This window comes from Chryseobacterium sp. MYb7, from assembly GCF_002979455.1.
Classification (GTDB): Bacteria; Bacteroidota; Bacteroidia; order Flavobacteriales; family Weeksellaceae; genus Chryseobacterium.
On record NZ_PCOU01000002.1, the window covers coordinates 195,915 to 222,892 of the forward strand.

Consider the following 26,978-nt stretch of genomic DNA (forward strand, 5'->3'; position numbering starts at 1 on the left):
AGTATTGTGTGGGTATCTCTTGTGCCAAATTTAAAATAACAATTATCATGTCAAATATAATTCAATTATTAGGTCAAAGCTATAACATAAGTCACCATTATGAAGGTTTAACGACAATTTCAGAACTAGAATCCTATCTTACCCTTGCAGATATAAATAGATATAGCCAGTTAAAAGCAGATATTGAAAAAAATGGAATTAACGACCCAATCCTATATCATACAACTGCAAACGGAATCAAGCTCGTTATTGACGGTCATATACGCTTAAAAGCCTGTATAGAGTTGGAAATATCGGATATTCTAACAAAAGAAATCAAAGAAGACTTTGAAACTCTTTCTGATATTCAGTTCTGGATGGTTAAAAATCAGTGTCAAAGAAGGAATCTTACACAAATACATAAAATTCAACTTGCCTGTTTACATGAAGAAAAAATACAACAAACTGCAAAAGATAATCTTGTCAATGCAGGTAAAGGTAATAACGTTGAAAAAGCAGTTGATACTCTTTTAGAAATAGCAAAAATCGCCAATGTTGGCAGAACAACTGTTGCCAGATATAAGAAAGTCGTAAGCAGTGGTTTAGTAGATATTATTGAAAAAATGATTACGGAAGATTTGAGTATTTCTTCCGCATATAAACAGGTTCAAAAAGCTATAAAAAACGAATTAAATGCAACCATGAAAACTGAGGTTCAGGAAGAAACTCAAATTGAATCTGAAGTAACCGAAACTGAAATCCATAAGCCACAATATGTGAATGATATAAATGCTGGCATGCATCTTTTAAGGGGCAATGAAGTTGAATGTTTAATTATGACAAAAGATGAAAATAAAGTAAATGACTTTGTTTCTCAACAGCCTAATGTTAAATATGCTGTATTTATAATTGAAGACTAACCTTATACACACGGGTACAAGGCTCTCGGGAAGGCAGAATCTTTACTACTCCCGCACCCTGCATACGCACACCTTAAAAGCCTTATAAACGCCCGAAAAATCAACTAAAAATCTTTTTATAATCAACTAGGCATAGTAAAAATAGCTATGTACAGACCTTGCTATGCCTTTTTTAAATAAGAGAAGCAATGAAACTACAACAATATAAAACAAAAAGTTCAGACCATAAAATCAATGCGACAGCCTTTTATCACAAAGATTTTAAATGGAAGGTAATATTACCTACAAACGTTTATAACTATCTGGTAGATATGGTTGAAAAAAAACCGCCTTTCAAAACGTTCAAATTAGCGCTGGCAATGTATTACTTGAGCCTAATTATCAGTATTCCTGCACGTAAAAAAGATAAAGTCTATAAATGGGGGTATGTCCCGATGAGTTCAAGAGCATTAGAGCAAAAATATTATGAATACAATCTATACTTTGACTATTTTCTCGATATTGAAATTGTTCAAAAGAAAAATTATTCAACATTTACCCATAAAAGTAATAGTTACAGATTCAATTATTCTGCAATTAAAGCTGAGGGCACGGAATGTCTGGATTTTGAAATTTATGAGATTTCAGATAAAAAACTAAATGAGAAAATTTTGAATGAAAACTTTTCAAATAACTGTCCCCATCTAACAAAATGGTTTAATCAGGGACTTGTTATTGATTTTGATAGTTTAATTGCAAGTTTGGAAAGTAAGTTTTGTTATAATAAATATAATACAGTATATAACAGACCTCATCCAATGATAGCAAATGTTTATAATTATTGGCATAGTGCATTAATGATGAAAAATCAAATTTTTAGAGCAACTAGAGACATTAACACGGATAACCGACTGCATACAAACCTTACTAATCTTCCAAAATCATTTAGACCTTTTTTGAGCTACAGTGGTGGAGCTATGGCGAGTTTAGACATTAAAAACTCACAGCCTTATTTTATGGTTTTGTTGTTGGAAAGATATAATGATGAAAAAATAAAAAATATTATTCAGTCGATTTATCATTCTAAAACTGATAGTCTACTAAATGAATTATCAGAGATTGTTAGTACTCAGGAATTTCAAGAAGAATTCAAGGACGTAAAAGAATCAATCTTATCAGGAACATTTTATGAGTATTTAGGAGAGGTTGTGTTTAATGAGATTAAACCACATAAAATTATTTGTGATGATAAGGATGGAGAAAAAATAGAAATATACAAATCTTCTTTTTACAACAGGGACACTGAATATATTGAAATCAAAGAGTTCAGAGGTAAAAGAAATCTAATGAAAAAACTTACATTGCAGCTTTTATACACCCCGCTAAAAAGACCTGCCAAAGAATATGAAGTTTTTAAAAATCATTTGCCGACACTGTGCAGATGTATGGAGCTTTTTAAGACACAATTTGATAGCAAGGATTCTTATAAAAATTTCCCAAAATTACTGCAACATATTGAAGCCGATTGCATTTTGGATTTTATTACTACTAAACTTGCGGAAAGATACTCTGATATGCCACTTTGGACGATACATGATTCAATATGTACTACTTTGGAATGGTTCCCATCTATGAAAACAGAATCAGAATCATTATTTTTAGAGTATTCTCAGGGTTTGAACCCAAAATTTGAAAGTGAAAACTGGCTTTGAGAACCCTGAAAACTTACCTAATATGGATTATATGAGAGTAATAGAGATATAAATAATAAGTAGTAAATATTTATAGTACTATGGTATTATCTTCGAGGTTTTTGCTTAAACTGTCTGTTCATGGTAGTTACGACATCTTTTTTCATACTGCAATATAAGGTTGGTTTCCTGTTCTGGAATCTATGGTACAAGAACTGTTTTTAAGCTATTCTGAGGGTGTTTTGCCGAGTTTTAAATCGGAATTATGGTGTAATAGTGATGAGTGCCTTAAAGTGGCTTAAAATCAAAATGATTGGCTTTACCTGTATGTGGTAGAACCAATCATTTTATCAAAGTGCTAAACTTTGCTTTTCCCACATTGACTTGTAAACAGACTCTTTGGAAATAAGCTCCTTATGATTGCCTTGTTCTATAATTTGTCCCTCTTTCATCACAAGAATAGTATCAGCATTAGCAACCGTACTCAGCCTGTGAGCAATAACAATCATTGTTTTACCCTCATTTTTGAAGTCTTGCAGTGTTTTCTGTATAATAATCTCTGCTTCGGTGTCTAATGAGGAAGTTGCTTCATCTAAAATCAAAATTTCAGGATTTTTATACAAAGCTCTGGCAATAGCAATTCTTTGTTTTTGACCACCTGACAATAAAGCTCCGTTTTCTCCTAAATAAGTCTGGAAACCACTTGGCAGCTTCTCAATAAAATTAAGTATACCTAGATTTTTAGTGATTTGTAAAATCCTTTGCATATCTGGAAAATCTTCTCCCAATGCAATATTCTCAATTACATTGCCAGAAAACAAATCTATTTGTTGTGGTACTACTGAAACTAAGTTCCTTAGTGAATAATTTGAAATATAATTGATGTCATAATCTCCAATAAGGATTTTACCTGATTTTAATGAGTATAAATTTTGGATTAAAGCTGCTAAAGTCGTTTTTCCACTTCCACTCTCACCAACAATAGCTGTTGTTTGCCCTTTTTTTATCGCACAATTAAAATCTGTAAAAACATCAACCCTGCTTCCGTAACTAAAATTAACTTCTTTAAACTGAATATCCCCGATATTTTCAGCTACAAGTTCTATTTTTTCTGTGATTTCCTCCCTTTCCAAATCCATAATCTCAAAAAGACGGTCTGAGGCTATTAAAGCATTTTGTATGGTTTTGTTCATATCAATCAGTTGAGCGACAGGGCTTGTAAAATAGCCTATCAAAGCATAAAACGATAAAAGTTCTCCTGGAGTAATAATTCTATCTATAACATATCCTGAACCTACCCAGAGCAATATAATGGTAAATATTCTGGATAAAAACTCTGATGAATTGCCTGAAAATAAAGCATTCAGTACAGATTTATATATTGTTTTTAATAGCGTTGTGAATGCATTATCAGTTTTATTATTAGCAAATGTTTCTATTCCAAATTGTTTGATAGTTCGGACTGAATTGAGGGATTCTACTAAATGAGATTCTAATTCTGCATTTTCTTCCATTAGTTTTCTTTCTACCTTTTTGTTTAGCTTATTTGTAATCCAATAAACAAAAAAATACAACGGAATAACTAAAGCTGTTATAATTGCAAGTTTCCAATAATAGGTAAACATTAAAACAAATGAAAAAATGATAATAAAAATATTTACAAATATTTGAATAGCAGCATCATTAATAAATGTTCTAATCTTTACTGCATCATTTACCCTTGAAATGATTTCTCCCACTTTCATGGTATCAAAAAAACGTTGTGGGAGTTTCAATAAATGCTTATAGTAGCCTAGTATAAGGTGCTTATCCATTTTTTGTCCCGTTTGCAGAACAAGAATACTTTTCATAGCTCCTATAAAAATTTGAAATAGCAAAATAACAATCATTCCCACAGATAGTAGGTTTAAAAGTCTTCTGTTTCCATCTATCAGAACATAATCCGTAATCTTTTCTATATAAATTGATGTGGATAATCCTAAAATAGTATACACCAAAGCCCCTAACAAAGCCTGAATCAAGATACTTTTGTGGGGTTGTACCAAATTCCAGAATCTTTTATATAAGCTGGTTTTTTCGTTTTTTTGCTCAAAGTATTGATTAGGCTCTAACAAAACCAAAACACCAGTCCATATTTTGGAAAACTCTTCGATGGTGTGTTCTTCGATTTTACCAAAAGCTGGGTCCATCACAGAAATTTTGCCTTTATTTACCTTGTAGATAACAACATAATGATGATATTGTTCTTTACTTACAATGTGAGCAATAGCAGGTAATGGAATGTCTGGCAACACATCTGCTCCTCCTTTTACACCTTTAGCATTGAATCCCATTGCTTCCAAGCCTTGTACAAGCCCTAATACATTAGTTCCTCTGGTATCGGTATGGCTCAACTGTCTGATTTTTGCAATAGGCATTTTTAGCCCATAGTGAGAAGAAACAGAAGCCAAACATGCAGCACCACAATCTTTTAAATCATGTTGCTTAATCAATATATCTTTTTTCATTATTTCAGTTTCGGATTAAACCAATCATCTGCTTTGTCAAATAGCAATTGCCATAGAGTGCGGTCTATAAGGTGGAAACGAGCTGTGAGAGTCATTCCTTTTCCTATTTGTCCTTTGTATCCGTTTTTTAGTTTCAGATAGTTTTTATCCATTCTACAAAGAACCCTGAAGTAAGCTTCTCCTGTTTGTTCATTTACTTTTATATTCTGGTCTATTTCCTGTACTTTACCATCTAAAAGTCCCCATTGGTTATAATTGTAAGTATCTACCTGAAATTTTACATTTTGTCCTATTTGGATAAATCCTATATCTTTTGGAGAAACCAAACATTCTATAATTAAAGATTGTTCGGGAGAAATTTCTCCTATAGTTTGTCCCTGAACTAAAAAGTTTCCTTTTTGTATTCCTGAAAAATTTACCAATCTTCCCGAAATGGGAGCAGTGATAATGTAATTTTTTTGTTCTTGATTGATACGTTGAATTTCTGAACTGAAAGAACGTAACTGTCTCTCAACCTCTCGTTTTTGTGTCTGCCATTGTGCAATTTGCTGTTCTTTAATATTGGCAATTTGTTTAGAAAAGCCCTGATGGTCATAATAATACTTGTCATATTCTGCTTTGGGGATAACCCCTTGCTTATAAAGTAGCACAGCCCTGTCTAAATCTTTTTGAGCTAACGATAATTGAGTTTGAACCTGCGCAATTTTTTCCTGCATGGCAGAAAGTTCCCTTTGGTATTGCCCTGTCTGTAAGCTACTATATTGTCCTTTGGTAAGTCTGTTTAAATCCTGTAGCTGTGCTGTATAATCTTCACTCTGGCTATTTTGTAGATGTTTCTGAGTATCTAATTGTTCTGCTGTTATAACAAGCAATATATCTCCTTGTTTTAGAAATTGATTATTCTTTTTTAATTTGGTTTCTATGATTCTACCATTTACTACAGAATTAAGTTTAGTATTTTCTGTTATAGAACGAACTACACCTTTTGAGGAAGAAGAAATGGGAATTTTAACAATTGGTAATGCTAAAATTATGATAAAGACAAAAAAAATAATACTGATATACAGAATGTTTTTAACCATTCCACAAATTTTTCATTTCTTGTTGATACATTTCTGCTAATCTAATTTCATAAATACTCTTTGCTTCATTAATTGCTTCATTTAATAAGGGAATTATGTGAGTAATATCTACACTTGCAGTAGTGTTAATTTCCTTAATATTTCCTAAAATAGAAATCTTTATTTCTATACTTTTATCACTTGATGAATGAGTAATAAATTCTTGATTTAATTTTGTTTTAAAATCTTCTGTTTTTTGTTTTAAAATCTTTGCCTTTTCGATGGGTAAATCAAACATTATAATTAGTAATTATTTAGTTAATATTGTGAAAAACTATAGCTCCAATAAACTATTGAAGCTATATTATTTAATATTATGGTTGTAAAATGCTTATTTTGAGGCTTCTATAAGGAAATATAGTGCCAAATAGCAGCAAATGCTAAAATGAAAAGAATAGTCAATGGTGCAAAATAATCTGCATTATTATCTTTATTATCCATAATATATTACTATACTTTTAAAACTAATCTAGTCCTCCAGCAGCATAGTGAGCATACATCATTCCTCCGATGATTCCTAAAAGTAAAAGTGGATATAGACCTCCTTCAACTTCTCTCATTTCGTTTGTACTTAGTTCTTGTACGTTTAATTTCGATAAATTCATTTTTTTTCGATTTTAAAATTAATATTTATTTAATTCTAAAAAAACATTTGTGCACTCGTGTTTTTTATTGAATTGCTAATCTATAAATAAAAAAATAATTAATCAAGTGTTTTTTTTTATTTTTAACGATATTTAACGTTGTCATTTGGTTTTTACAATCTATACCTGCAGGGCGACAAAAACTTGACGTATTTTTTTTTTCAAATTTTCCCGATTAAGAGTGTTTGAATTGGTTTGATAATGATTAGAGTATGATTAATTATGAGATAAATTAAGAGTATGTATTGGTACTATCTTGCAGATTCTTTGTTAACCCCTCTTTTCATCGGTGTTTACAGAGATTAAAACACAAGCCCCAACCCATAAGGTCAAGGCTCTGTTTTTTACTACATTTTTACTAAGTCAAACCATGTTCCGTTACTGTTGTCTTTCCACTGTATGTGGGTTGCAGAAACTTTCCTGAACTCAAAACTTTGTGTTGTGGTTGTGATGTTGTATTTAACAGTAAAGTTATACTGCGTACTGCTGTTAATAGTCTCATCAACATTTCCACCGTTCGGACTTGATTTGATTGTTCCCGTCATGCTCTGTTCGCTTACACCTGTTACGAGTAGTATAAAATCATCTGCTGTAAACTTATACAGTTTATTTGAGGTTGTCCCATTTGTAACGCCCCATGTTCCCTGAATCCATGTTGGCGGATGAAAATATTGAGTTGTTGCAGGTTGTTGATTGGTTGGGGGGTTATCATCGTCATTGTTGTTTGAGCAACTTACAGTTAATAATGTTGCTGTTAGTGATAATGTTGTAAAAAGTATTCTTTTTGCTGTTTTTTTCATAATTGAAATTTTGATGTTAATTATAGTTTTGATTGTTTCTTTTTTGTTCCTCAACCCACATTTCATGCTCCATTTGTAGCTGTCGGGCTTGTTCGTGTTCTTCGGGAGTAATGCTTTTCCATTCTCTGATAATCTGCTCCTTTTCTTCTTTGGTCAAGGTTTTTGGAGTAGATGTTTGATTATTAGATACGGTGGTGTTACGGATTTTAGAGATTCGTTCTTTTTCCTGACTTGCTTGTGCGTAGCTGTCGAATCTCATCATATATCTTTCAAGAATGTTTTTGTCAAACAGATAGGCATTGCATTTAGCCTGTGTATCGTCTAAAATCATATACTCTTCATCCGTGTTAATGATGTAAGGTGTGTTAAATATTCCTGTTACAATTACAGATTCTTTCCCGAAATATTTGTCTTTTACCTTGAAGACTACAAATGAGTGTTTTACGGCTGTTTCAGGTGGGTTTTGAGGGATTGGTATATTTGGGTTGTTTAAGGCTGTTTTTGTTGTGTCTATAACTGTTTTAGAGGTTGTGATTGGTTCTTGTTTAGTTTTGTCACAACTGATACCTAATATTGGCAGAATCAGAATCAAAACCTTTAGACGGTATCTTTTAAAAAACAGTGCGATGAGTGTGTATGCTAACCAAAACAACAGGAGATATTTGTAATCGCTAAAAACAGATTTTGCGTATAACACGCCTTTATTAGAGTAGCTCTTGAACTCAGAATCATACAGTAGCTCACTACACATCATTCCGTTTGTAGGTAAGTCTATCTTTGTTCCGAATGGCGTTGTTTGGTACAATGCGCCTACGGGAGTTGTTCGGGTATCATATTCCTGACTTAAAATTATTTTCCCATCAGGAGTATAATTAGACAAGTTACTAGTATTTGGAATGTATGAAAATATACTGAAATGTTGAACTGCAAAAACTGTTACAAATGCTAGTACAGAACCTATCAGCACTGATTTAGGTATATTGCGGTCAACGTGAATAGTTTTCTTTTCCATGATTATCTAGCTTTTCTATAATTGGAATTGTTTTCCAAGTCCGCAATCATGGTCATGAATATCATAAAATAGTCAGAATCTTTCATAAATGTTTCTTTGGATATATTTTGGATATTCTCATAATACAGTTTGTAACTGCTCTCAGTTCCAAGTTTATGGTCAAGGTAAGCGGAATTAATACAATTTTGTCTTAGTGCGTTTTCATTATAGATTTTTGAAATCAGCACGGGAATTACTTCTGTGCCGTCTTTGAACTTGTAATTTAACCCGTAGTTTCGGAGTTGGTAATACTTATTTAGATAATCTGTTTTAGAAAGATTGTTGCAATCAAATTTTTCTTGTGAGAATACTGTTACACCTGTTAACAGTACGAGAGAAATAAAGACTTTTTTCATAGTGATTTATTGTATCACTCAGTCCCTAAAGTGAAAGGTTATTAATGCAGAAAGCGTGGGACTAAGCCTTATTGGTCTCAGGCATCGCCAAACGCCCCACCCCAAAATAAGTTTAGCCCACGCCATAGCGTGAGCATTAACCTATTATTCATTTGAGGTGTGTACTTTAAAATTGGCGATTTTGAGACACTCAAATAATAGCTAACGCTTTATATTTTTTCGATAAAATTCAGCTACAAATATATAAAATTTGCAGTTCTATAAAACTGAATTGCTTATTTTTTATACCTTATCATTAAAAGTTTTGTATCGGTCTTTTCGATATTAAGTTCATTTCTTAAATCACTTCTCAAGTCTTCTAATATTTTATTGAGATTTGCGTTACCTTCAACTTTGATTGCATTAGCGATTTGTTCTGCATATTTAATTTGAGTATTTGTGCCAAATAATTGAATTAAAGCAATTGGTTTTTCCATAAACTCAATAAATTCCTCTTCATTTATATTTCTGTTTGAAGCATATTCTAATTTTTTCCACGCCTCAATCAAATAGTTTATTCGTAAATCTTTTTTTTTATTTTCTAAATCTCTACGTTGGGTAAATCTATGCAACATAAACCAACCTATTATTGTAGTTAAAGATGTTATTAGTAAAGGAAGTAATAGTTGTAAATTCATGTAATGTTTTTTTGATTAGCAGCTATATGACAAAAGTAGAGATTTTCATTTGTAAATTTTATAATAAAAAACGGTTGCAGGGTGGTAAGTAATCTTTACGGTTTGGTCGGGATGTAAAAAAGCTGTAATCATAGCAAGTGTACTTTTGTCAATATGTATCTACCTATTTACCCCAAAACAAAAAAGTCCCTCGATGAAACGAAAGACTTAAAAACACAAATGATGAAAAAAAAATATTTTTCAGGTACTAATCTATCACTTTTTGTTGGTTCATACAAAGCATTTCGGAAAACTAAGGTAAACGGTTTGTGGTACTTTGGTTGATTGATATTTTTTTTAGCAGACTTACAGGGAAAATGTATAATACTTGGGTTACTATTTACACCAACCCCGTCAAATTTTAATGTAAAAACATCCCCCTATGTCAAATCTCAAAATTTTCATATAGGCATCCCGACAATCCCTACTATACAAAGAGTGGATATAGGTCGATACGTTTTTTTCCAACCGCCCCTATCAAGGATTTTAGATTTTTGGCAACTGTTTTTGTTTCTCCTACACTCGGAGTGGTTAAAAAGTTTTTAACTAACCTCGGAAGTATTGATTTTTTTGAGTAAAAAGTACCTGAAACACTTGTGTTTATGGGCTTTTTGTTGTATATTTATACATCTTTACAAGCTACTTTTAGCCTTGTGTCTTTGGGTACAAGGTTCAATATAAAAAACAAAAATGCCTAGAAGTACGGGAATACAACTAGGCGTATCAATAAATTTTAACTCATCTAAAACTTATTAACATGACAAATTTACGAAATTGTCTTGATACTACGAGTATCTATGTATCAACGTACGCTAAGTACAATAATTCAAGCCTGTATGGCAAATGGCTTAACCTCGGAGATTATTCTGATTTTGAAGAATTACGACAGGTAATGTATGAACTGCATTCTGATGAATCTGACCCTGAATTTTTATTTTCCGATTATGAGGGTTGTTCTCTATTTGAAAAATTGAGATTGATAGGGGAAAGTTTTTTATCTCCCGAAATTTACGATATTGCAGAGCAAATAAATGAATCTGAGTATGATTCAGAAGTTTTTGAAGCCTGTTTAGATTGCTTAGGGAGTATAGATTTTCAAAGTCTCCTTGAATATGTAAATAACTTCTATTACGGTGAATATGCAAATGATATTGAGTTCGTGGAATATTTATATGAAAATGATATACCGTTCAATCTGCCTAGCTTTGTTGTGATTGATTGGGAAGCCACGGCACGTAATATTATGTATGATTATTTTGAATCGAACGGACATTACTTTAAATCGTAGTATTTGTATTACAGTAAACGGTTTACAATTCAGATAGATTTAATTAAGTTTAAATAGCTTTTAAAAAGCGTATTTTGGAAATTCGGATACAAAAACGGATACAAAAATAAAAAAGAGAATTTGTAATTAATTGGTTTCCAATGTTTTACAAAATTCTCTTTTAAAATTTAGTGACCTCGACAGGATTCAAACCTGTAACCTTCTGAGCCGTAATCAGATGCGCTATTCAGTTGCGCCACGAGGCCTTGTGTTACCTTGTTGTTTAAAGGTTTGCAAATATAGCACTTTTTTCCGTTCTTTGAAAGATGAAACAAAGAATTTTACTTTTATTTACGGTTTTCGCGCTAACAGCTTGTAAAAGAGAATCAAAAATTTCGTCCTCAGATTGGACTAATATCTCTGCCCGTACGCAATTTAAGGAACATGACGGAGTTCTGGATCTAAAATCGGGAAATTTCACGTATAATTTTAAGCAAAATCAAACTCCATTTAAGAAAATCATCCTGCTTAATGCAAGTATGGCCGGATATATTTCAGAGCTTGGAGCAGAAAGTTTGATTATAGGGGTTTCAAGTCCGGAGTATATTTATTCCGAAAAAATCCAGAACCTGATTAAAGAAGGAAAAATTCAAAACGTAGGAAGTGAACAGAAATATGATGTGGAAAAGATCATTTCGATGAAGCCGGATGCTATTTTTACCAATCATATTGCCAGTTTTGATAATACCTATGAACTGTTGAAAAACAATGGAATTCAAGTGATATTTCTGGATGAATATATGGAGCAGAAGCCTTTGGAAAAAACAGCTTACATTAAGCTTTTCGGAGAATTATTAGGAAAAGAGAAAGAAGCTGATACTAAATATAAGGAAGTTGAGAAAAACTATAATGATTTGAAGAAGCTTGCTTCCACAGCTAAAGAAAAACCTGTTGTTCTTGCCAACGAAATATATGGCGATGTCTGGTACCTGCCTGGCGGAAATACTTCCGTTGCCCACTATATTTCTGATGCCAATGCCAATTATATCATGAAGGATAATAAAGATGAAAAAGCTTTGACAATGAGTTTTGAAGAAGTATATGCCAAAGCCGGAGGGGTACAGTACTGGGTGAATGCAGGAAGTCACACTTCAAAAAAAGAAATGCTGGGCATGAATCCTTTCTATGGAAAGCTGGATGTATTCAATAAAGGGAAGATCTATACCATAGCTGGAAAAGAAAATTTAAAAGCAAATGATTTCTTCGAAAGTGGCGTTGTAAGAGCAGATTTGATCCTTAAAGACTATATCAAGATCTTTCATCCTGAACTTTTACCGGAATATCAGCTTACTTATATGAAAGAATTGCAGTAAATCGTAGTATTTGCTTATTTTTGCCTTTCCTTGTTATCAAATTATGTGGAAAAAAATTAAACAGCTTATCTTCATCATTCTTGTTTTGAATGTAGTCTTTATTATCTGGGGCAGATTCTTTAATCCGCCAATCACACTTACCCAGATAGGAGGGCTTTTTGAATATGGAAAACTGCACAGGGATTATATTTCCTATGACGAGATGGGAAGCAATGTGAAAAAGGCAGTAATAGCCTCTGAAGATCAGAAATTCTTTGATCATGACGGCTTTGATTATACAGCCATCGAAAAAGCGATGAAAAACAATGAGAAAGGCAAAAAAATAAGAGGCGGAAGCACCATTTCCCAGCAGACCGCAAAAAATGTATTTCTTTGGCAGGGCAGAAGCTGGGTAAGAAAAGGGTTGGAAGCAGTCTATACCTTTATCATCGAGAAAGTATGGACTAAAGATATTATCCTTGAAAGATACCTGAACTCCATTGAAATGGGGCGGGGAGTATTTGGAGTGGAAGCTGCTGCACAATATTATTTTGGAAAATCATCCAAAGAGCTAAGTACTTCAGATGCAGCATGGATTGCCGCTGTATTGCCTAATCCGAAGAAATATGATCCTAAAAATCCGTCCCCTTATTTAAGAAAGAAACACAATTGGATCATGAGACAGATGAGGAATGTGAGTTTGAAATAGTATCTTTGTACTAATGAAATTTTTTAATTCCAGCACAAACTTTGAGTCAGTTCTTAAAAAATACTTTTCTTTTAAGAATGAAACGCTTTCTTTAGAACCCTTTGCAGAGTTTTTAGAGGCGATCAAAGAAGCAGACTTTACAGATGTGCTCAATTTCTTAAGAAGCAACCCTAATTTTGCTGAAAACTTTAAATATTATATTCACAATATTTTTAAAGGACGACCTTTCAATCTTTCTCTGACAGAAGCTAATATTCTCTCGGAAAATGCTTTCTTTCCGGAACTTAAAAAAAGAATCCTGAACAAGGTTTTACCACCCGTTGAAAATGAAAAGACGGTGTGGTATATGATTGACAATGTCAGCCTGAGACCCCAAAAGGATCTGAAATATCTTCACAATCTTCCGGAAAATGAGATTGATGAGTTTTTAAATATATTGGGAGCTTCAGATTTTATTGTGAAGCCTAATGTGAAAAAAGAACTCATTTTCTCCATGAATATTCTTTCCTGGAGGGTTACAGGGATGGCCATGGAAGTGGAAGTGGTAAGAATGGCACCACAGTACAGAAATCTGGATAATCCGTTTCTTGCCCTTCAGAATGAGTTGGAAACATTAGCAGAAGATCTTGTAAAGGACCCCGAACTTCAACTGCACTCCAAAGACAGCAGATATAAGCAGATTAAAATTTATGCAGAACAATGCCAGGAATTTGTAAATATTGCTTTTAAAAATTCCGCCAAATATGGTATTTCTGGAAAAATTAATCAATCTCTGTTAAAAATCCGACAGCAGACCGAAAGAATATATGATATCGTTCAGTTATTGGTTATTGATACCGATGAAGATGTTCAGATAAAATCTAAACAGCTGGTATTTAATATTCTGAACTATAAATCTCATAAAAATAATATCTCAGACCTGATCAATGACAGTACGAGATTGATTTCACATCTTATTACCAACCACACCGCAGAAACCGGAACTCACTATATTACTTCTACCCGAAAAGAATATATGACCATGTTCTACAAAGCGAGTGGTGGTGGAATCATTGTAGGAGCACTTTGTGTGTTGAAAATGCTCTACGGATATATTCCAGGGAGTGATTTCTCCCATGCTTTCTTGTACTCCATGAACTATGCAATGGGATTCGTGATGATCTATCTGATGGGGTTTACTTTGGCTACAAAACAGCCGGCAATGACTGCTGCTACGATGACCAAAGTATTATCCGAAGAAGGAAATGCCCAAAGAAACAATACAGAATTTGCCCATTTGGTTTCTAAACTATTCAGAAGTCAGTTCATTGCCTTTGTTGGAAATGTACTGCTTGCCTTTCCGGTGGCACTTGCCATCATTTACGGGCTGGATGTGTTTTTCTCGCAAAACCTTGCTGTAGAACGTTCTGATAAATTATTAAAAGATCTTGATCCCTTTAAATCAAAAGCAATTCTGCATGCAAGTATTGCCGGATTCTATCTTTTTATTTCCGGAATTATTTCTGGGAATATTGGTAACAACTCCGTGTTTTATCAGATTCCGGAAAGAATTGCCAAAAACCTTTCTATCAGAAGCTTTTTTGGGAAAAAATTTGCAAAAGGACTTTCAAAATATTATGCTAAAAACTGGCCGGGAATTATTTCCAATTTCTGGTTTGGAGTTTTCCTTGGAGCAACGGCTCCGGTAGGAATGTTTTTCGGACTGGATCTGGACATCAGGCACATCACTTTCGCAGCGGGTAACTTTGCTTTAGGATTATATGGAAAAGACTTCTCTGTAGATTCCTATACATTCTGGATGTCTTTTATTACGGTATTCCTGATTGGTTTCTTCAACTTTTTAGTAAGTTTCAGTTTGTCTATGTTCCTGGCATTCAGGTCAAGAAAAATGAATTTCGGACAGGTAAGTGAGATTTATAAAGAAATTTTCAGATACTTTACAAAGCATCCGCTGAAATTCTTTCTGCCATTAAGTTCCAGACTGGATAAAAAAGCAGATGATTTGATGAGTAGTACCATTTCCAATAAATCAGGAGAACATTAATAATAAAAACAAAAAATGCTACCTCCTCGGGTAGCATTTTTTATTTTATTACATTTTAAAGGCAAATAGGAAGCAGTGGACATTTAGTTGGCAAAGTTGTCCAATAAGCACATTCGTTCTCATTAGCACAGCTTACAGCACAGCAGATTTGTCCAACACCTCCTCCTTGTATTGTTTTTAAAGTTTTTCTTGTCAGTTTTTTAGATGCAATTGATTTTTTCATAGTATTAATTTTTTGAATGATAAATATATCAATTAATATTGAATTATACTTGAATTATATCAAAAAATGCTACCCGAGGATAGCATTTTTCTATAGTTAACTTTTAAAGACAGTATGGAAGTTCCGGGCATTCTGCAGGAAGTTGCTCCCAAAAAACACATTGACTAAGATCTCCACAGCTTACAGCACAGCAAACCATTTGTCCCGCACCTTGAGTTATCTTTAACGTTTCTCTTGATAATTTCTTTGATTTAAGTATCTTTTTCATAGTTAAAAATGAGTTATTAATGAGTACTAAAGATACATATTAAATCCAATGAATTCAAAATAATTTCAACATTAGTGAATTATTTTATATGGATATAATCCCTTTATTCCTATAAAATCTGAAGATCCCTAAAATTCTCAATTCCAAATTTATCCTGAAATTTTTTGAGATAAAAGCTTTTACGCATCTTAAAATCATGCTTCAGTAAAGGAGAATCAATTTTAATTACGATACACTTATTTTCAATATTGACGCTTCTTATTTCCTTAAAAAGGCTTTCATCAAGATATTCTTCAAGGAAATCTTTAATGTCAAAAGCAATAAGTTTGTGCTCAAAGCCATAAATTCTGGCAAAAGATTTGACCAGTTCAGAGGATTGATATTCACGTTTTTTCTTATTCATAAAGTAGGCTTTCGGCATGTAGGTTTCATGTCTGCTTTTCATTCAGATAAATGAAATCCTTCAACCATCAATTTGATAAATAATGTTTTAATACTATTGTTATCATTAACAAATATTCAATTTATTCTTAGTGCTGATACATCATTACCTGATTCCATCCCATATAGAACGTTCATCAGACCTGTCATCAACAGTAATTTGTGATACAACATCAAAACGCATAGATATACGGTTATGAGTATCATAAATATCCCAACCAGGATTACCATTAGTGGCAAAATCCACCCATGCTTTATGAACAGTAGTGGCCAATTGTTGTGGAGGATGATTACCTAACATTTTGGTAAAACCGGTATTTGTTAGATTGTCAAATACGAAACCAAGCTCAACGCCATGGCAGGCACCAAGCAAATTATTGCATGCAGGCGAACCCCATGCAAATTCGTATACGTATGTTTTCTCATGTTTTTCAGCAACCCGTAATGCTGGTATACGGTAAAACCAATCTGTAATAATAGCACTTAGAACATCACCAGGAGAACTATCAGGACGATTAGTTCGGTAGGTTTGAATAGATTTTTCGGATAGTCCATAAGCGGAAGCGGCAATATTCAAAGCAGAATCTGTAACCTTAGAAAGGATACCATCAGGGACAAGAAATAACCTGAACTCCTCACTATTGGTACCAATAAGAATCTCCACATCCTTACCAGCTCCATTGGCAATGCATTCTATTGGAGTTGCAGTTAATAAATGGCCATCAACAACCGGTTCAAAGGGCATTAAGTTGAATGCAACCTCACCCCATAATTCCACTAAAGGTTTTGCCATAATTTCAGATGACAATTGATCTTGTGCAGCAAAAACCTTTTCAATATCTACCTCTCCAATTGCTTCTCGTGTGGGTGCCACACCAAGTATTTCTGCAAGCCTCGTACCAATAAGCTTTGCTGAGGAAGGGCTGATGACTGAATGTCCTGCCCCTGATTCTGCAATTGCCCGTCTAAACAGACCCTGTGCTTCTTTCATAGCGAGTAATGTACAAACACTCATTCCGCCTGCAGATTCACCAAAGATGGTGACATTATCAGGATCACCACCAAAGTTGGAAATATTGTCCCTGATCCACTTTAGAGCGGCAATTTGATCAAGCATTCCAAGATTGGGCACTCCATCGCCAAACCACAAAAAACCTTCAATACCAATTCTATAGTTTATTGTTACCAAAACAACACCATCCCGAGCAAAATTACTACCATCATAAGCTGGAACTGCACCTGAGCCAAGAACAAAAGCACCCCCATAAATAAAAACCATTACAGGTTTTTTTTCGGTGGTGTCCGAAGTCCAGATATTAAGATTCAAATAATCATCTCCGGGAATTACCACATTGGGCAGCAATTCTGCAAATGGTCCGGCTTTAGGCGTTAATTGAGGTGGAGTAGCTCCATATTTTGTTGCGTCCTTTACACCAGTCCATGGCATCGGAGGCTTTGGGGGTTGAAAACGATTTGCGGCTACTGGTGGGGCAGCATACGGTATACCTTTAAATGTTAATATACCATTGCTGGTTTTAATACCGCTAACACCTCCATATTGAGTAGTAACTGTGTGTAAAGATTGCATAATAATTGTAAAAAATGTTTTTGTAAGTTAACAATATTCGAGGATAAAAAATTAATTAAATTTTTTTATTGCAAGGTGATAAAAAACAATTTGGTTTCCAAAAAAAACATATCACAGATATATCACACGTTTTGTAATTGATTGATAGTTAGGTTTAAAATTTATTCAAAGAATTGATGAAGGTATAGATAATATAGCTGTACAAATATATATTAGGGATTGCTTAGTTTAAAGAATTTAGTGTCAATTATAGGTGATATTATAATCTATAAATCCGCATATAAATTCTGGATTACACTTCAAAAATTATACTTTCCTCATTAATTTTTTTCACCACACTTTCAGTGCGCTCTCTATGAGTATCCGTGATGAAAATCTGTCCAAAACTTTCTTTGTTGACAAGTTCTATCAATTGTGAAACTCTGGTATCATCAAGCTTATCAAAAATATCATCAAGCAAGAGGATAGGAGTCTTTTTGGTGAGTTCTTTTACAAGACTCATCTGAGCCAGTTTTAAAGAAATCAGGAAGGATTTTTGCTGTCCCTGAGAGCCTATTTTTTTGATTAAAACATGATCCATTTCAAAAAGAAGATCATCCTTATGAATTCCTTTTGAAGTATAAGTCAGCATGCGGTCTCTTTCAAGGCTGCCTTTTAAAAGATTTTCAAAAAAATCTTCCAGCAAATGAGATTCATAAATTACTGATACAGTTTCCTTTCCACCGGAAATAATCTGATAGAAATTCTGAACAATAGGGTTGAGTTGTTCTACAAACTTTTTTCTTTTCTTAAAAATTTTTGTCCCAAATCTGGTGATCGGGTCATCATAAATTTCCAAAGAATCTTTGTCCCATGTTCTGTTTTTGGCAAAATATTTCAATAAAGCATTTCGCTGCTGAATCGTTTTCTGATATTGGATAAGATCAAAAAGATATTCCGAATCTGTTTGAGAAATCATTGCATCCAGAAACTTACGTCTGCTTTCCCCGGAATCTGAAATAAGATTAGAATCATAGGGCGAAATCATCACACTTGGAAGGTAGCCAATATGATCAGCAAGTCTATCATAACTTTTATCGTTTTTCTTGATCACTTTTTTAGCCTCTTTGGGCTGGGTAATCCTGATGATATCTTCACTGTCTTCATTCAGAATTTCAGCATCAATGGTAAAAAAGTCTTCTTCTTTTTTAATATTGTTAAAATCTGTATTTCCTAAGAAGCTTTTTCCTACCGACAAATAATGCAAAGCATCCAGAATATTGGTTTTTCCCACACCGTTATTACCCACAAAACAGTTGATCTGCGGGGAAAATTCAAAGTTTTTCTCAGAGTGATTTTTGAAATTGTAGAGGGAAAGCTTTTTGATAATCATTCGTCAAAAATACTCCATTATTAGTAAAAATAAAAAAGGAAGTGCCGAACAAGTTTCTACCCCGAATGAATAATAAGCGTCATCTCTTTTATTATCAGAGAAATAGATAAGAATATAAGTTGCAATGCTGGCCATAAAAAAAGAAATGGCATAAGATAAGTCAAGATAGAAGATCCCGATCATATTGCTGATGAAAACAAGGGTGTAAGCAATGTATTTGGTGTTGTCCACGCCTATCAGCATAGGAAAAGTTTTTACGGTATCACTGTTCATATCCCGAATATCAAAGGGAAGAACAAGAGCAGTAATGAAGAAGAAGCTGATCAGAAAAATAGGTATACTGAATTCTGGAAGAGTAAGCCAACAATTGACCAACGCCCATACCAATCCTACATAAAAAACTTTCAGCAAAGGAATTTTCCGGATATAAACATCAAGAAAAAAACTGTTGTAAAGCAATCCCAAAACTACAATAATGAACCATTTCAAAAGTCTTATTTCATTATGATTATGAATGATTAAAAAAGCACAGATGATTCCTGCAATGGCATTGATGACCACTATTTTGAAAAAATGCATGGTGTATTGGTATTTAGTATACAGATAACCACTGAAATAAGTGATGAAAATAAGTGCAAAAGTAGGGAAACGGAATGTGTTTTGCTCTTTCATGAAAAATACTGCAAAAAGAGTTCCCATAAGAGAGACATAAATCTGGCTGTCTATGACAGTTTTTTTCAGTATTTTTAAGATGTTCATTTATCAAAATTAATATATATGAAAAGATTTTCCAAGATTTTTCTGCTTTTGCTTGTAATGCTGAGCTTTTCAACGGTATCCGCACAGAAATATTATGATACCCAATGGAAAAAAGTGGCTGATAACAGTACAAAAGGAGCTTATAAATCTAATCTTCCCATTATTTTAGACATACAAAAACAAGCCATGAAAGAAAATAATGCGTTCGAGCTGATCCGTTCTTTGAAAGCGGAGTTCAGTATTGTAAACCAAACTGTGGATGACGATCAGAATGATGCCGCTTCTCAGTTCTTCAAAAAACTTAAAGATGCAGAGGGCAAGATAAACGGTGAAGGAAAGCTGGTTTACAAAGTCCTGTTGAATGGTTTCTTCATGGATTATTACAATCAGAATTCATGGAAAATAAACGGAAGAACCAATATCAATTCTCAGGATGTTTCACAGATTGAAACCTGGAGCAAGCTTGATTTCAAAAACTATTTAACGAAAAATTATCAGGATCTTGATCAGGAGAAACCTGAAATGAAAAAAATCTCTCTGGAAAAATATAAGAATGTTTTTTCCGGAACAGATGATATCTCTTATTTCCCAACGCTATCGGAGTGGTATGCAGTAAAAAAAATAGCGTTTTTGTCTGAAAATAATATCTTCACTAAAAATGAACTGACAGCAAACCGTACAACAATTAATGCAATTTATGATGAACTGATTGCACAGAACAGCGGGAATACGAAACTCTATTTCATGAAAGAGAAGATTACAGAAAGCTGTAATTTCAATCATTGTAAAGATAAGCTTCAACAGCTTCAGAATCTGATAAAATCTAATGTGGATGGAGATTATAAGGTAACGATCATGGGAGATATCATGGATGAACTTATTAATCAGAAGAAGCCTAAAGAAGCTCTTGCAGTAGCTTCACAGGCAAAAAGTGAATATCCAAAATCTCTTTTCCTTGGAAATATCAAAAGTAAAGAAGCTCAGATTGTCAACCCATATCTGAACTTAAAATACGAATCTCAGACTCAGAATAATCTGCCGATTCATTTTGTGGCAGAATACCAGAATGTATCAGAATTTACATTGAATATTTATGAAGTAAAAGATGATTTTATCTCATTACTTCAATATGTTCAGGATTCTTACTCCAATACTTTTGGAAAATTAAAAAAGAACTTGGTAAGGAAAGAAACATTCCAGCTTCCGGATCCTAAGGATTATCAGAATCATAAAACTTCATTGGAGGTAAAACCGCTTCCTTCCGGAGTGTATGTTGCAGAATTTACCGTTGCAGGAGCGGATATGAAAGATACAGATTCCAGACAAAATTTTTATTTTCTGGTTTCAGGAAACAGAATCATCTATCAATCTAAAACAGACAGAAAACCTCTTTCTGATGAATTGAAATTGGTGAACAGTGAAAATGGGAAACCTTTAGCCAATGAAGGTCTTCAGTTTTATGAATTTGTTTCCAATAAAACATTAACTAAAATTGATGGAACAACTAATGCCAACGGAGTATTTAAGTTTCCTTCTTCTGAAAATAAAGACTACTACAGAACTTTCCTGATTCACCAGCCTAAAACCAATGATTTTCAGATCATGCAGGTCTATGGAAACAGAGGGTATGCTGATGATTATAATCCTAATAAACAAACACGCTCAACAGCTCAGATTTTCATAGACAGAGGAATCTATCGTCCCGGACAGATTGTTTATTTCAAGGTGATCAATACAAGAATGAATAAGGAGATTGAATCAGTACTTTCGGGATTAAAGCAAAAAATAACTTTGTTGAATACCAATAGCGAAGAGGTGTCTTCGCAGGAATTCACCACCAATGAATTTGGTTCTTATCACGGAAGTTTCATCCTTCCGAAAGGAAAACTGAACGGTAACTTTTATCTGAGAATAGATGGTGAAAGCCAGGGGTATAAAAATTTCAGAGTAGAAGAATACAAAAGACCTAAGTTTGAAGTAACCTTTGATCCTGTAAAAGAGGAGTATAAATACGGTCAGACTATAGAACTAAAAGGAAAAGCTGTCATGTTCTCCGGTGTTCCGTTGAGCAATACGACAGTGAACTACGAAATCAAAAAACAAAATATCAGATGGAGATATTTCAGCTGGTACCCGCAGAATGATGAGAATGAAAATTCCATTTTGGGTGAAGCAAAAACCAATGAAAAAGGAGAGTTTATCATTCATTTGGAGCTTAAAAAAGATGAAAAACTGGAAGGAATACAGATTGATAATTATGCGATCAATGCTTCTGTTACAGATATTAACGGAGAAACACAAACTGCCAATACACAATTAAAAGTAGCTTCGGTTTCTCACTACATCCAGGCAGAAAACATCAGCAATATTTTTGCAGATGAAAATGTGAACGTAAAGGTAGAAACCAAAAATTACAACGATCAGAATCTTAAGAAAGCCTATCAGGTTAAGTTGTCAAAACTGACAGCTCCTGATAGAATTTTCAGAGATAATTTCAAATCTGATGTTCAGAATCTGCCGAAATATTCAAAAGAAGAATTTATCAGCAAATTCCCACATGATCTTTTTGATAAAAATGATGAGATCAAAAACTGGAAAACCGAAAAAGTACTGATTGAAAGACAACAGCAGCCGTCCGCTGACAATGCTCAGCTTTCAACCAATCTTGATTTAGGAAAACTGGAAACAGGAGATTACCAGCTGGAGCTTTTCAATATGGAAGGAAAAGATACGATCAAAACTTCACAGTATTTCAGCGTTTGGGATAAAACAGCGTTAAAATCAACTCAAAAAACATTCCTTACAGTCATTGCTCCAAAAGAAGAATTGTCAAGAGGAGAAAAAGCGAAAGTTTATGTTTACTCAGCAGTTCCTGATGCTTTGGTAAATGTTTTTGTACAGGACGGATCAGGAAAAACGGTTTCAGAGGTTCATCAGATGAAAAAAGGAGTATTAGAATATATTGCTGAAATTTCTAAAGATAAAAGTGTATCAAATCTGAACCTTCAGTTTCAGCTGGTAGCATTCAATGACGTGAATACAGAATCTGTTTCCTTAAAAATAAAAGACCCAGAAAAACCTTTAAAAATAGAAACAGTAACCTTCAGAGATAAGCTTGAACCAAATGCAAAAGAAAAATGGACGGTAAAAGTAACCGGAAATGACAAAGAAAAGATCAATGCAGAAGTATTAGCCAATATGTATGATATGTCTCTGGATCAGTTTGCAGCAAACACATACAGTTGGAGAAAATTGTACACCCCATTTGTAATTGTTACTTCTTATGGAATCAAAAATTATCTGCAACAGGAAAGTTATCAGAAGAGACTAAGATATTTCGAAGGCAGAGAAGTACAGATTCCGCAGTTTAACTGGTTTGATGGCAACCTTTTCTACACATTGCAGGGACAGGCAGCCGGAGTGATGGTTGAAAGTAATATGGCTCCACCATCACCAATTGCTGGGAAGGCAATGGGAATTAGGAGAAAAGCTATCGCAGAAAATAGAATGGAGGTTATTCAGAATGTAGTTCCCGAACCTTTAAAAGCCCCAAAGATGGCAGCAGATGCAGACGGTGTTTTAGATCATGATGATGTAGAAAAAGACCTGGAAAAAGTAGCTGTTCGTAAGAATTTGAACGAAACTGCATTCTTCTATCCGGATTTGAAAACCGATACAGAAGGAAATGTAAGTTTTGAATTCACTTCTCCGGAAGCGTTGACAAAATGGAAATTAATGTTCCTTGCCCACACTCAGGATGCAAGAGCGACTACGTTGGAAAAAGAAGTGGTAACCCAGAAAGAATTCTCGGTAACGCCAAACTATCCGAGATTCCTGAGAGAAGGAGACGAACTGAATCTACAGTCGAAACTGTCAAACCTTACCGATAAAAAACTAAACGGTTCTGCCGAATTACAGATTCTGGATGCCTTTACCAATGAAAATATATCTTCAAAATTCGGAATCATTTCAGGAGTACAAAACTTCAACTTAAATGAAAATGGAAGCAGTGCATTGACGTGGAAATTGAAGGTGCCGGATAATGTTTCTTCAGTTATTTTCAAAGTGGTTGCCAAAGCAGGAGTTTATTCTGATGGAGAACAACAGGCTGTTGCCGTATTACCCAACAGAATGCTGGTGACTGATGCCGTTCCGGTTTTTGTAAAAGAGGGCGAAACCAAAACATTTGTCTTGGATAACCTTAAAAATAATACTTCTACAACAGCTTCTAATGTTTCCAATACGTTAGAACTGACAACCAATCCGATCTGGGAAATCATGTTTGCCCTTCCAAGTCTGAAAAATGATCAGAATAACTCTGCGGATGTAATCTTTAATAAATGGTTTGCAGATGTGCTGGCTTCAGAAATATTCAAAGCCAATCCGAAAATGAAAACTATTTTCGAGGAATATCAGAACAAAGGATTATTGAATTCAAATCTTGAGAAAAATCAGGAATTGAAGCAATTGTTGCTGGAAGAAACTCCTTGGGTATTGGAAAGTAAAAATGAGGGTGAGCAGATGCAGAAACTGGTATTACTATTTGATGTCAATACCATGAAAAACTCTATCAATCAGGATTGGGATGATTTCAAAAAATTGCAGAACCCTGACGGTGGATTTTCTTGGTATCCTGGTTATCCAAGTTCTTACGGAACATCATTGTATATCCTTAAAAACCTTGGAAAAATCAATTCTTGGTTAAAAGATAATGTGAAAGACTATCAAAGTTCAGAACAGAAAACGATGGTAACCAAATTGATTCAGTATGTAGACAATGAGGTGAACAAATATTTCGATGTGAAGAAAGGGGATGTCTGGAACAATTGGGCTATGGATTATTTGGATACCAGAAACTATTGGGAACAACAATATCCTTTAAAAGGAAAAGGTGCCACTCTGAAAACACTGGTGAAACAGAAAGCAAAAACCGCGAAGATCACAGATTTTACATTCTTTGGACTTCACCGTGCTGCATTATTAATGAACGATTACGGTCTGAAAGATGTTTCTTCTAAATTAATGACCTACCTTAAAGAAACTTCCACAGATACCAAAACACAAGGTGTCTATTGGAAACAAAACTTAAATGATTGGGGATGGTTCGGTTCAAAAGTAGTAAACCATGCCGGAGCACTGGAAGCATTCAATAAGTTGCAATCTAACGATCAAAACTTTATTGAAGACGTGAAAATCTGGCTGGTAACCCAAAAAGAAGTCAACTCGTGGGGAAGCTCAAGAGGTACTGCAGAAGTGATCTTTACCATTTTGAATTCAGGAAAATCATGGACCGGAACAGAAAGTGATAAAGCCACCATTGTTTGGGGCGGAAAAGAATTAGCTCCTCAGACACAAGCTACAGGCTATGTGAAATCAACATTGAAACCAGAAGCTGTAGATAAAAACTTAGCAACTGTAACGGTTACCAAACCTGGTCCGGGAATTGTTCAGGGAGGATTATTCTGGCAGTATTATGAAGATTTGGATAAAATCAAATCTTCTGAAAATTATATCTCTGTAACAAAAGAACTTTATAAAAAAGTAAAAACGGTGAACGGAGAAGAACTTCAGAAAATCTCAACCGAAACACCATTGAAAGTAGGAGACAAAGTAACGGTAAGAATGATTCTGAACACAGACAGAGCTATGGAGTTTATTCATATTAAAGATATGCGTGCAGCAGGATTTGAGCCGGTAGATACACTTTCAGGATATCAATGGAAAAATAACCTCGGATATTATCAATCGACTAAAGATGCCTCTACCAATTTCTATATTCAATATATTCCGAAAGGAAAATATGTTTTTGAATATGATGTGGTAGCCAATGCATCCGGTAAATTCTCCAACGGAATTACAACGATGCAGAATTATTACGCACCACAGATGAATGCCCATACAAAAGGAAGTAATGTTGCTATTTCAGAATAAATGATAAACAAAAAACTGTAGTAATTTTTTTACTGCAGTTTTTTTGTGGAAAGATTTCAAATAAAAATAGAATCAAATCAAAAAAACCAAACAAATGTTTAATTTTGGAATGGTTTTTGGAATTAAGATAGTATCAATTAAAAAAATTATTAAAAGATGAAATTTTCTAAAACTTTAATCACAGGATTAGTATTAATGGCTGGAGTAAATGCTTTCGCACAAAAGAAAGCAGAAAAGTTTGAAAAACTACAGATTGAAATGTTCCCAAAAGCAAAAGAAGGATATAAGCAAGTATATATTCAGCTTCCCGTAGCCAAAAACGAAAACGATTTAAAAGTTGAGCTTTTTGTAGGCGCTGAGAAAATGGTAGACTGTAACAATTATTTCTTAATGGGAGAAATGAAAACTCAGGATCTTCAGGGATGGGGATACAACTATTATGAAGTAGAATCTAAAGGTGAAACAGCCGGAACATTGATGGGATGCCCTGGCCAAAAACAGACTAAGAAGTTTGTTACCCTAAAACCCGAAACCGTAAGATACAACAGTAAACTTCCATTGGTATTTTACGTACCAAAAGATATCGAAGTTCGTTACAGAATTTTACGTCCTGACGCTAATATGAAAAAAGCAGTTCAAAGATAGATCAGCTTATTATCGTAATAAAATAGAAAGTTCCTCACAGTGATGTGGGGAGCTTTTGTTTTTAATTGATAGTATCTCTCACAGATTTTGTTGATTGAGCAGATAATTATTCCCAAAGTATATCCATCTAGTCTGTCATTCCGCAGGAATCCAGTCTCCAAAATTCAGAATAGAAATAAAGATAATATGCACGATTTTATTCAATAGGAACGGGCTTTAGCCCGTTTGATAAAATGATTTAATTCCTTAGGCTTTACCCAAAACATAAACTCATGAGCGACTTGATAACAATAAATAAGTATTTCATTTTTTACAAATTTTGCTGATCGTACAAATCGTTTTATCAAAATCATATCCACTGAGCAGGAATCCAAATTTTAAAGTTTAGAATAAAATATTACAGATTATTTTTCTGGAATAATGCTCTTAAATCCTTTTATTTCCTGATAAAAATGCTTTATAAGTAGTATGAAAAAAGTAGAGTTAAATATTTTTTCGAAATTTTTTAAGTTTTAATTAACATTTAAACACTTCGGGCAAAACTGTATTTTATAAGGCTTTATACTTAAACGTATTTTAAACTTACTTTAAATTCACTACTTTGTAGAATTATCT

22 protein-coding genes and 1 tRNA gene are annotated in these 26,978 nt (G+C 33.8%); 8 read left to right on the plus strand and 15 right to left on the minus strand.

The window, feature by feature from the left end:
* The first annotated feature begins 47 nt into the window (after positions 1 to 47).
* Together CQ046_RS02830 and CQ046_RS02835 are read left to right on the plus strand one after the other, a co-directional pair.
* Positions 48 to 899 carry a ParB N-terminal domain-containing protein gene (locus tag CQ046_RS02830; protein ID WP_165790452.1) on the plus strand — a complete coding sequence of 284 codons (852 nt, stop codon included), beginning with the start codon at positions 48 to 50 and terminating at the stop codon, positions 897 to 899.
* 188 nt (positions 900 to 1,087) lie between these two features.
* Positions 1,088 to 2,590, plus strand: a complete 1,503-nt coding sequence (locus CQ046_RS02835) for a hypothetical protein (protein WP_105700811.1) — start codon at positions 1,088 to 1,090, stop codon at positions 2,588 to 2,590.
* 329 nt (positions 2,591 to 2,919) lie between these two features.
* On the opposite strand, the gene CQ046_RS02840 is transcribed toward CQ046_RS02835, so the two are convergent.
* From CQ046_RS02840 to CQ046_RS02875, 8 genes are all read right to left on the minus strand, one after another.
* Positions 2,920 to 5,076, minus strand: a complete 2,157-nt coding sequence (locus tag CQ046_RS02840; protein WP_105700812.1) for a peptidase domain-containing ABC transporter — start codon at positions 5,074 to 5,076, stop codon at positions 2,920 to 2,922.
* On the minus strand, positions 5,076 to 6,158 hold the full coding sequence (locus tag CQ046_RS02845) for an HlyD family secretion protein (RefSeq protein ID WP_105700813.1): 1,083 nt from the start codon (positions 6,156 to 6,158) through the stop codon (positions 5,076 to 5,078). The genes CQ046_RS02840 and CQ046_RS02845 overlap by 1 nt, the downstream gene beginning before the upstream one ends.
* Positions 6,151 to 6,435 (minus strand): hypothetical protein, encoded by a 285-nt coding sequence (locus tag CQ046_RS02850; RefSeq protein ID WP_105700814.1) that lies wholly within the window; start codon positions 6,433 to 6,435, stop codon positions 6,151 to 6,153. The genes CQ046_RS02845 and CQ046_RS02850 overlap by 8 nt, the downstream gene beginning before the upstream one ends.
* Before the next feature lie 226 nt (positions 6,436 to 6,661).
* Positions 6,662 to 6,802 carry a class IIb bacteriocin, lactobin A/cerein 7B family gene (locus CQ046_RS02855; RefSeq protein WP_105700815.1) on the minus strand — a complete coding sequence of 47 codons (141 nt, stop codon included), beginning with the start codon at positions 6,800 to 6,802 and terminating at the stop codon, positions 6,662 to 6,664.
* Between the two features lie 386 nt (positions 6,803 to 7,188).
* Complete coding sequence (locus tag CQ046_RS02860; RefSeq protein ID WP_105700816.1) at positions 7,189 to 7,641, minus strand: hypothetical protein; 453 nt, start codon at positions 7,639 to 7,641, stop codon at positions 7,189 to 7,191.
* 16 nt (positions 7,642 to 7,657) lie between these two features.
* Entirely contained in the window at positions 7,658 to 8,521 is an 864-nt protein-coding gene (locus CQ046_RS23790; protein WP_185126136.1) for a hypothetical protein, read from the minus strand.
* 134 nt (positions 8,522 to 8,655) lie between these two features.
* Positions 8,656 to 9,048, minus strand: a complete 393-nt coding sequence (locus tag CQ046_RS02870) for a hypothetical protein (protein ID WP_105700817.1) — start codon at positions 9,046 to 9,048, stop codon at positions 8,656 to 8,658.
* 275 nt (positions 9,049 to 9,323) lie between these two features.
* Positions 9,324 to 9,725 (minus strand): hypothetical protein, encoded by a 402-nt coding sequence (locus CQ046_RS02875; RefSeq protein WP_105700818.1) that lies wholly within the window; start codon positions 9,723 to 9,725, stop codon positions 9,324 to 9,326.
* 796 nt (positions 9,726 to 10,521) lie between these two features.
* Here CQ046_RS02875 and CQ046_RS02880 point away from each other — a divergent pair.
* Positions 10,522 to 11,052 carry an antirestriction protein ArdA gene (locus tag CQ046_RS02880; RefSeq protein WP_105700819.1) on the plus strand — a complete coding sequence of 177 codons (531 nt, stop codon included), beginning with the start codon at positions 10,522 to 10,524 and terminating at the stop codon, positions 11,050 to 11,052.
* A 171-nt stretch (positions 11,053 to 11,223) separates the two neighbouring features.
* Here the strand turns inward: CQ046_RS02880 and CQ046_RS02885 are convergent.
* Positions 11,224 to 11,297 (minus strand) — tRNA-Arg (locus tag CQ046_RS02885).
* Between the two features lie 60 nt (positions 11,298 to 11,357).
* Here CQ046_RS02885 and CQ046_RS02890 point away from each other — a divergent pair.
* Genes CQ046_RS02890 through CQ046_RS02900 form a run of 3 tightly spaced genes read left to right on the plus strand, consistent with a single transcriptional unit; the run spans position 11,358 to position 15,136 of the window.
* Positions 11,358 to 12,404, plus strand: coding sequence for an ABC transporter substrate-binding protein (locus CQ046_RS02890; protein ID WP_165790453.1), 1,047 nt, complete (start codon positions 11,358 to 11,360; stop codon positions 12,402 to 12,404).
* A 43-nt stretch (positions 12,405 to 12,447) separates the two neighbouring features.
* On the plus strand, positions 12,448 to 13,092 hold the full coding sequence (gene mtgA / locus CQ046_RS02895) for a monofunctional biosynthetic peptidoglycan transglycosylase (RefSeq protein ID WP_105700820.1): 645 nt from the start codon (positions 12,448 to 12,450) through the stop codon (positions 13,090 to 13,092).
* A gap of 13 nt (positions 13,093 to 13,105) precedes the next feature.
* Positions 13,106 to 15,136 carry a recombinase gene (locus CQ046_RS02900; protein ID WP_105700821.1) on the plus strand — a complete coding sequence of 677 codons (2,031 nt, stop codon included), beginning with the start codon at positions 13,106 to 13,108 and terminating at the stop codon, positions 15,134 to 15,136.
* 55 nt (positions 15,137 to 15,191) lie between these two features.
* Here the strand turns inward: CQ046_RS02900 and CQ046_RS23485 are convergent, their stop codons facing one another.
* The 6 genes from CQ046_RS23485 to CQ046_RS02920 form a co-directional block, all read right to left on the minus strand.
* The gene (locus tag CQ046_RS23485; protein ID WP_157885754.1) at positions 15,192 to 15,359 is read right to left on the minus strand and encodes a hypothetical protein; all 168 of its coding nucleotides are present in this window, start codon (positions 15,357 to 15,359) and stop codon (positions 15,192 to 15,194) included.
* A 103-nt stretch (positions 15,360 to 15,462) separates the two neighbouring features.
* Positions 15,463 to 15,627 (minus strand): hypothetical protein, encoded by a 165-nt coding sequence (locus CQ046_RS23490; protein ID WP_165790454.1) that lies wholly within the window; start codon positions 15,625 to 15,627, stop codon positions 15,463 to 15,465.
* A 109-nt stretch (positions 15,628 to 15,736) separates the two neighbouring features.
* On the minus strand, positions 15,737 to 16,030 hold the full coding sequence (locus CQ046_RS02905; protein ID WP_105700931.1) for a hypothetical protein: 294 nt from the start codon (positions 16,028 to 16,030) through the stop codon (positions 15,737 to 15,739).
* A gap of 144 nt (positions 16,031 to 16,174) precedes the next feature.
* Entirely contained in the window at positions 16,175 to 17,656 is a 1,482-nt protein-coding gene (locus tag CQ046_RS02910) for a carboxylesterase/lipase family protein (protein ID WP_105700822.1), read from the minus strand.
* 292 nt (positions 17,657 to 17,948) lie between these two features.
* Positions 17,949 to 19,028: a DNA replication/repair protein RecF gene (gene recF, locus CQ046_RS02915; RefSeq protein WP_105700823.1), complete on the minus strand. Its 1,080-nt coding sequence runs from the start codon at positions 19,026 to 19,028 to the stop codon at positions 17,949 to 17,951.
* A 3-nt stretch (positions 19,029 to 19,031) separates the two neighbouring features.
* Positions 19,032 to 19,787: a hypothetical protein gene (locus CQ046_RS02920; RefSeq protein WP_105700824.1), complete on the minus strand. Its 756-nt coding sequence runs from the start codon at positions 19,785 to 19,787 to the stop codon at positions 19,032 to 19,034.
* A gap of 18 nt (positions 19,788 to 19,805) precedes the next feature.
* Here CQ046_RS02920 and CQ046_RS02925 point away from each other — a divergent pair, with 18 nt between their 5' ends.
* Both CQ046_RS02925 and eco read left to right on the plus strand, forming a co-directional pair.
* Complete coding sequence (locus CQ046_RS02925) at positions 19,806 to 25,718, plus strand: alpha-2-macroglobulin family protein (RefSeq protein ID WP_105700825.1); 5,913 nt, start codon at positions 19,806 to 19,808, stop codon at positions 25,716 to 25,718.
* 156 nt (positions 25,719 to 25,874) lie between these two features.
* Positions 25,875 to 26,363: a serine protease inhibitor ecotin gene (eco, locus tag CQ046_RS02930; RefSeq protein WP_105700826.1), complete on the plus strand. Its 489-nt coding sequence runs from the start codon at positions 25,875 to 25,877 to the stop codon at positions 26,361 to 26,363.
* The last annotated feature ends 615 nt before the right edge of the window (positions 26,364 to 26,978 follow it).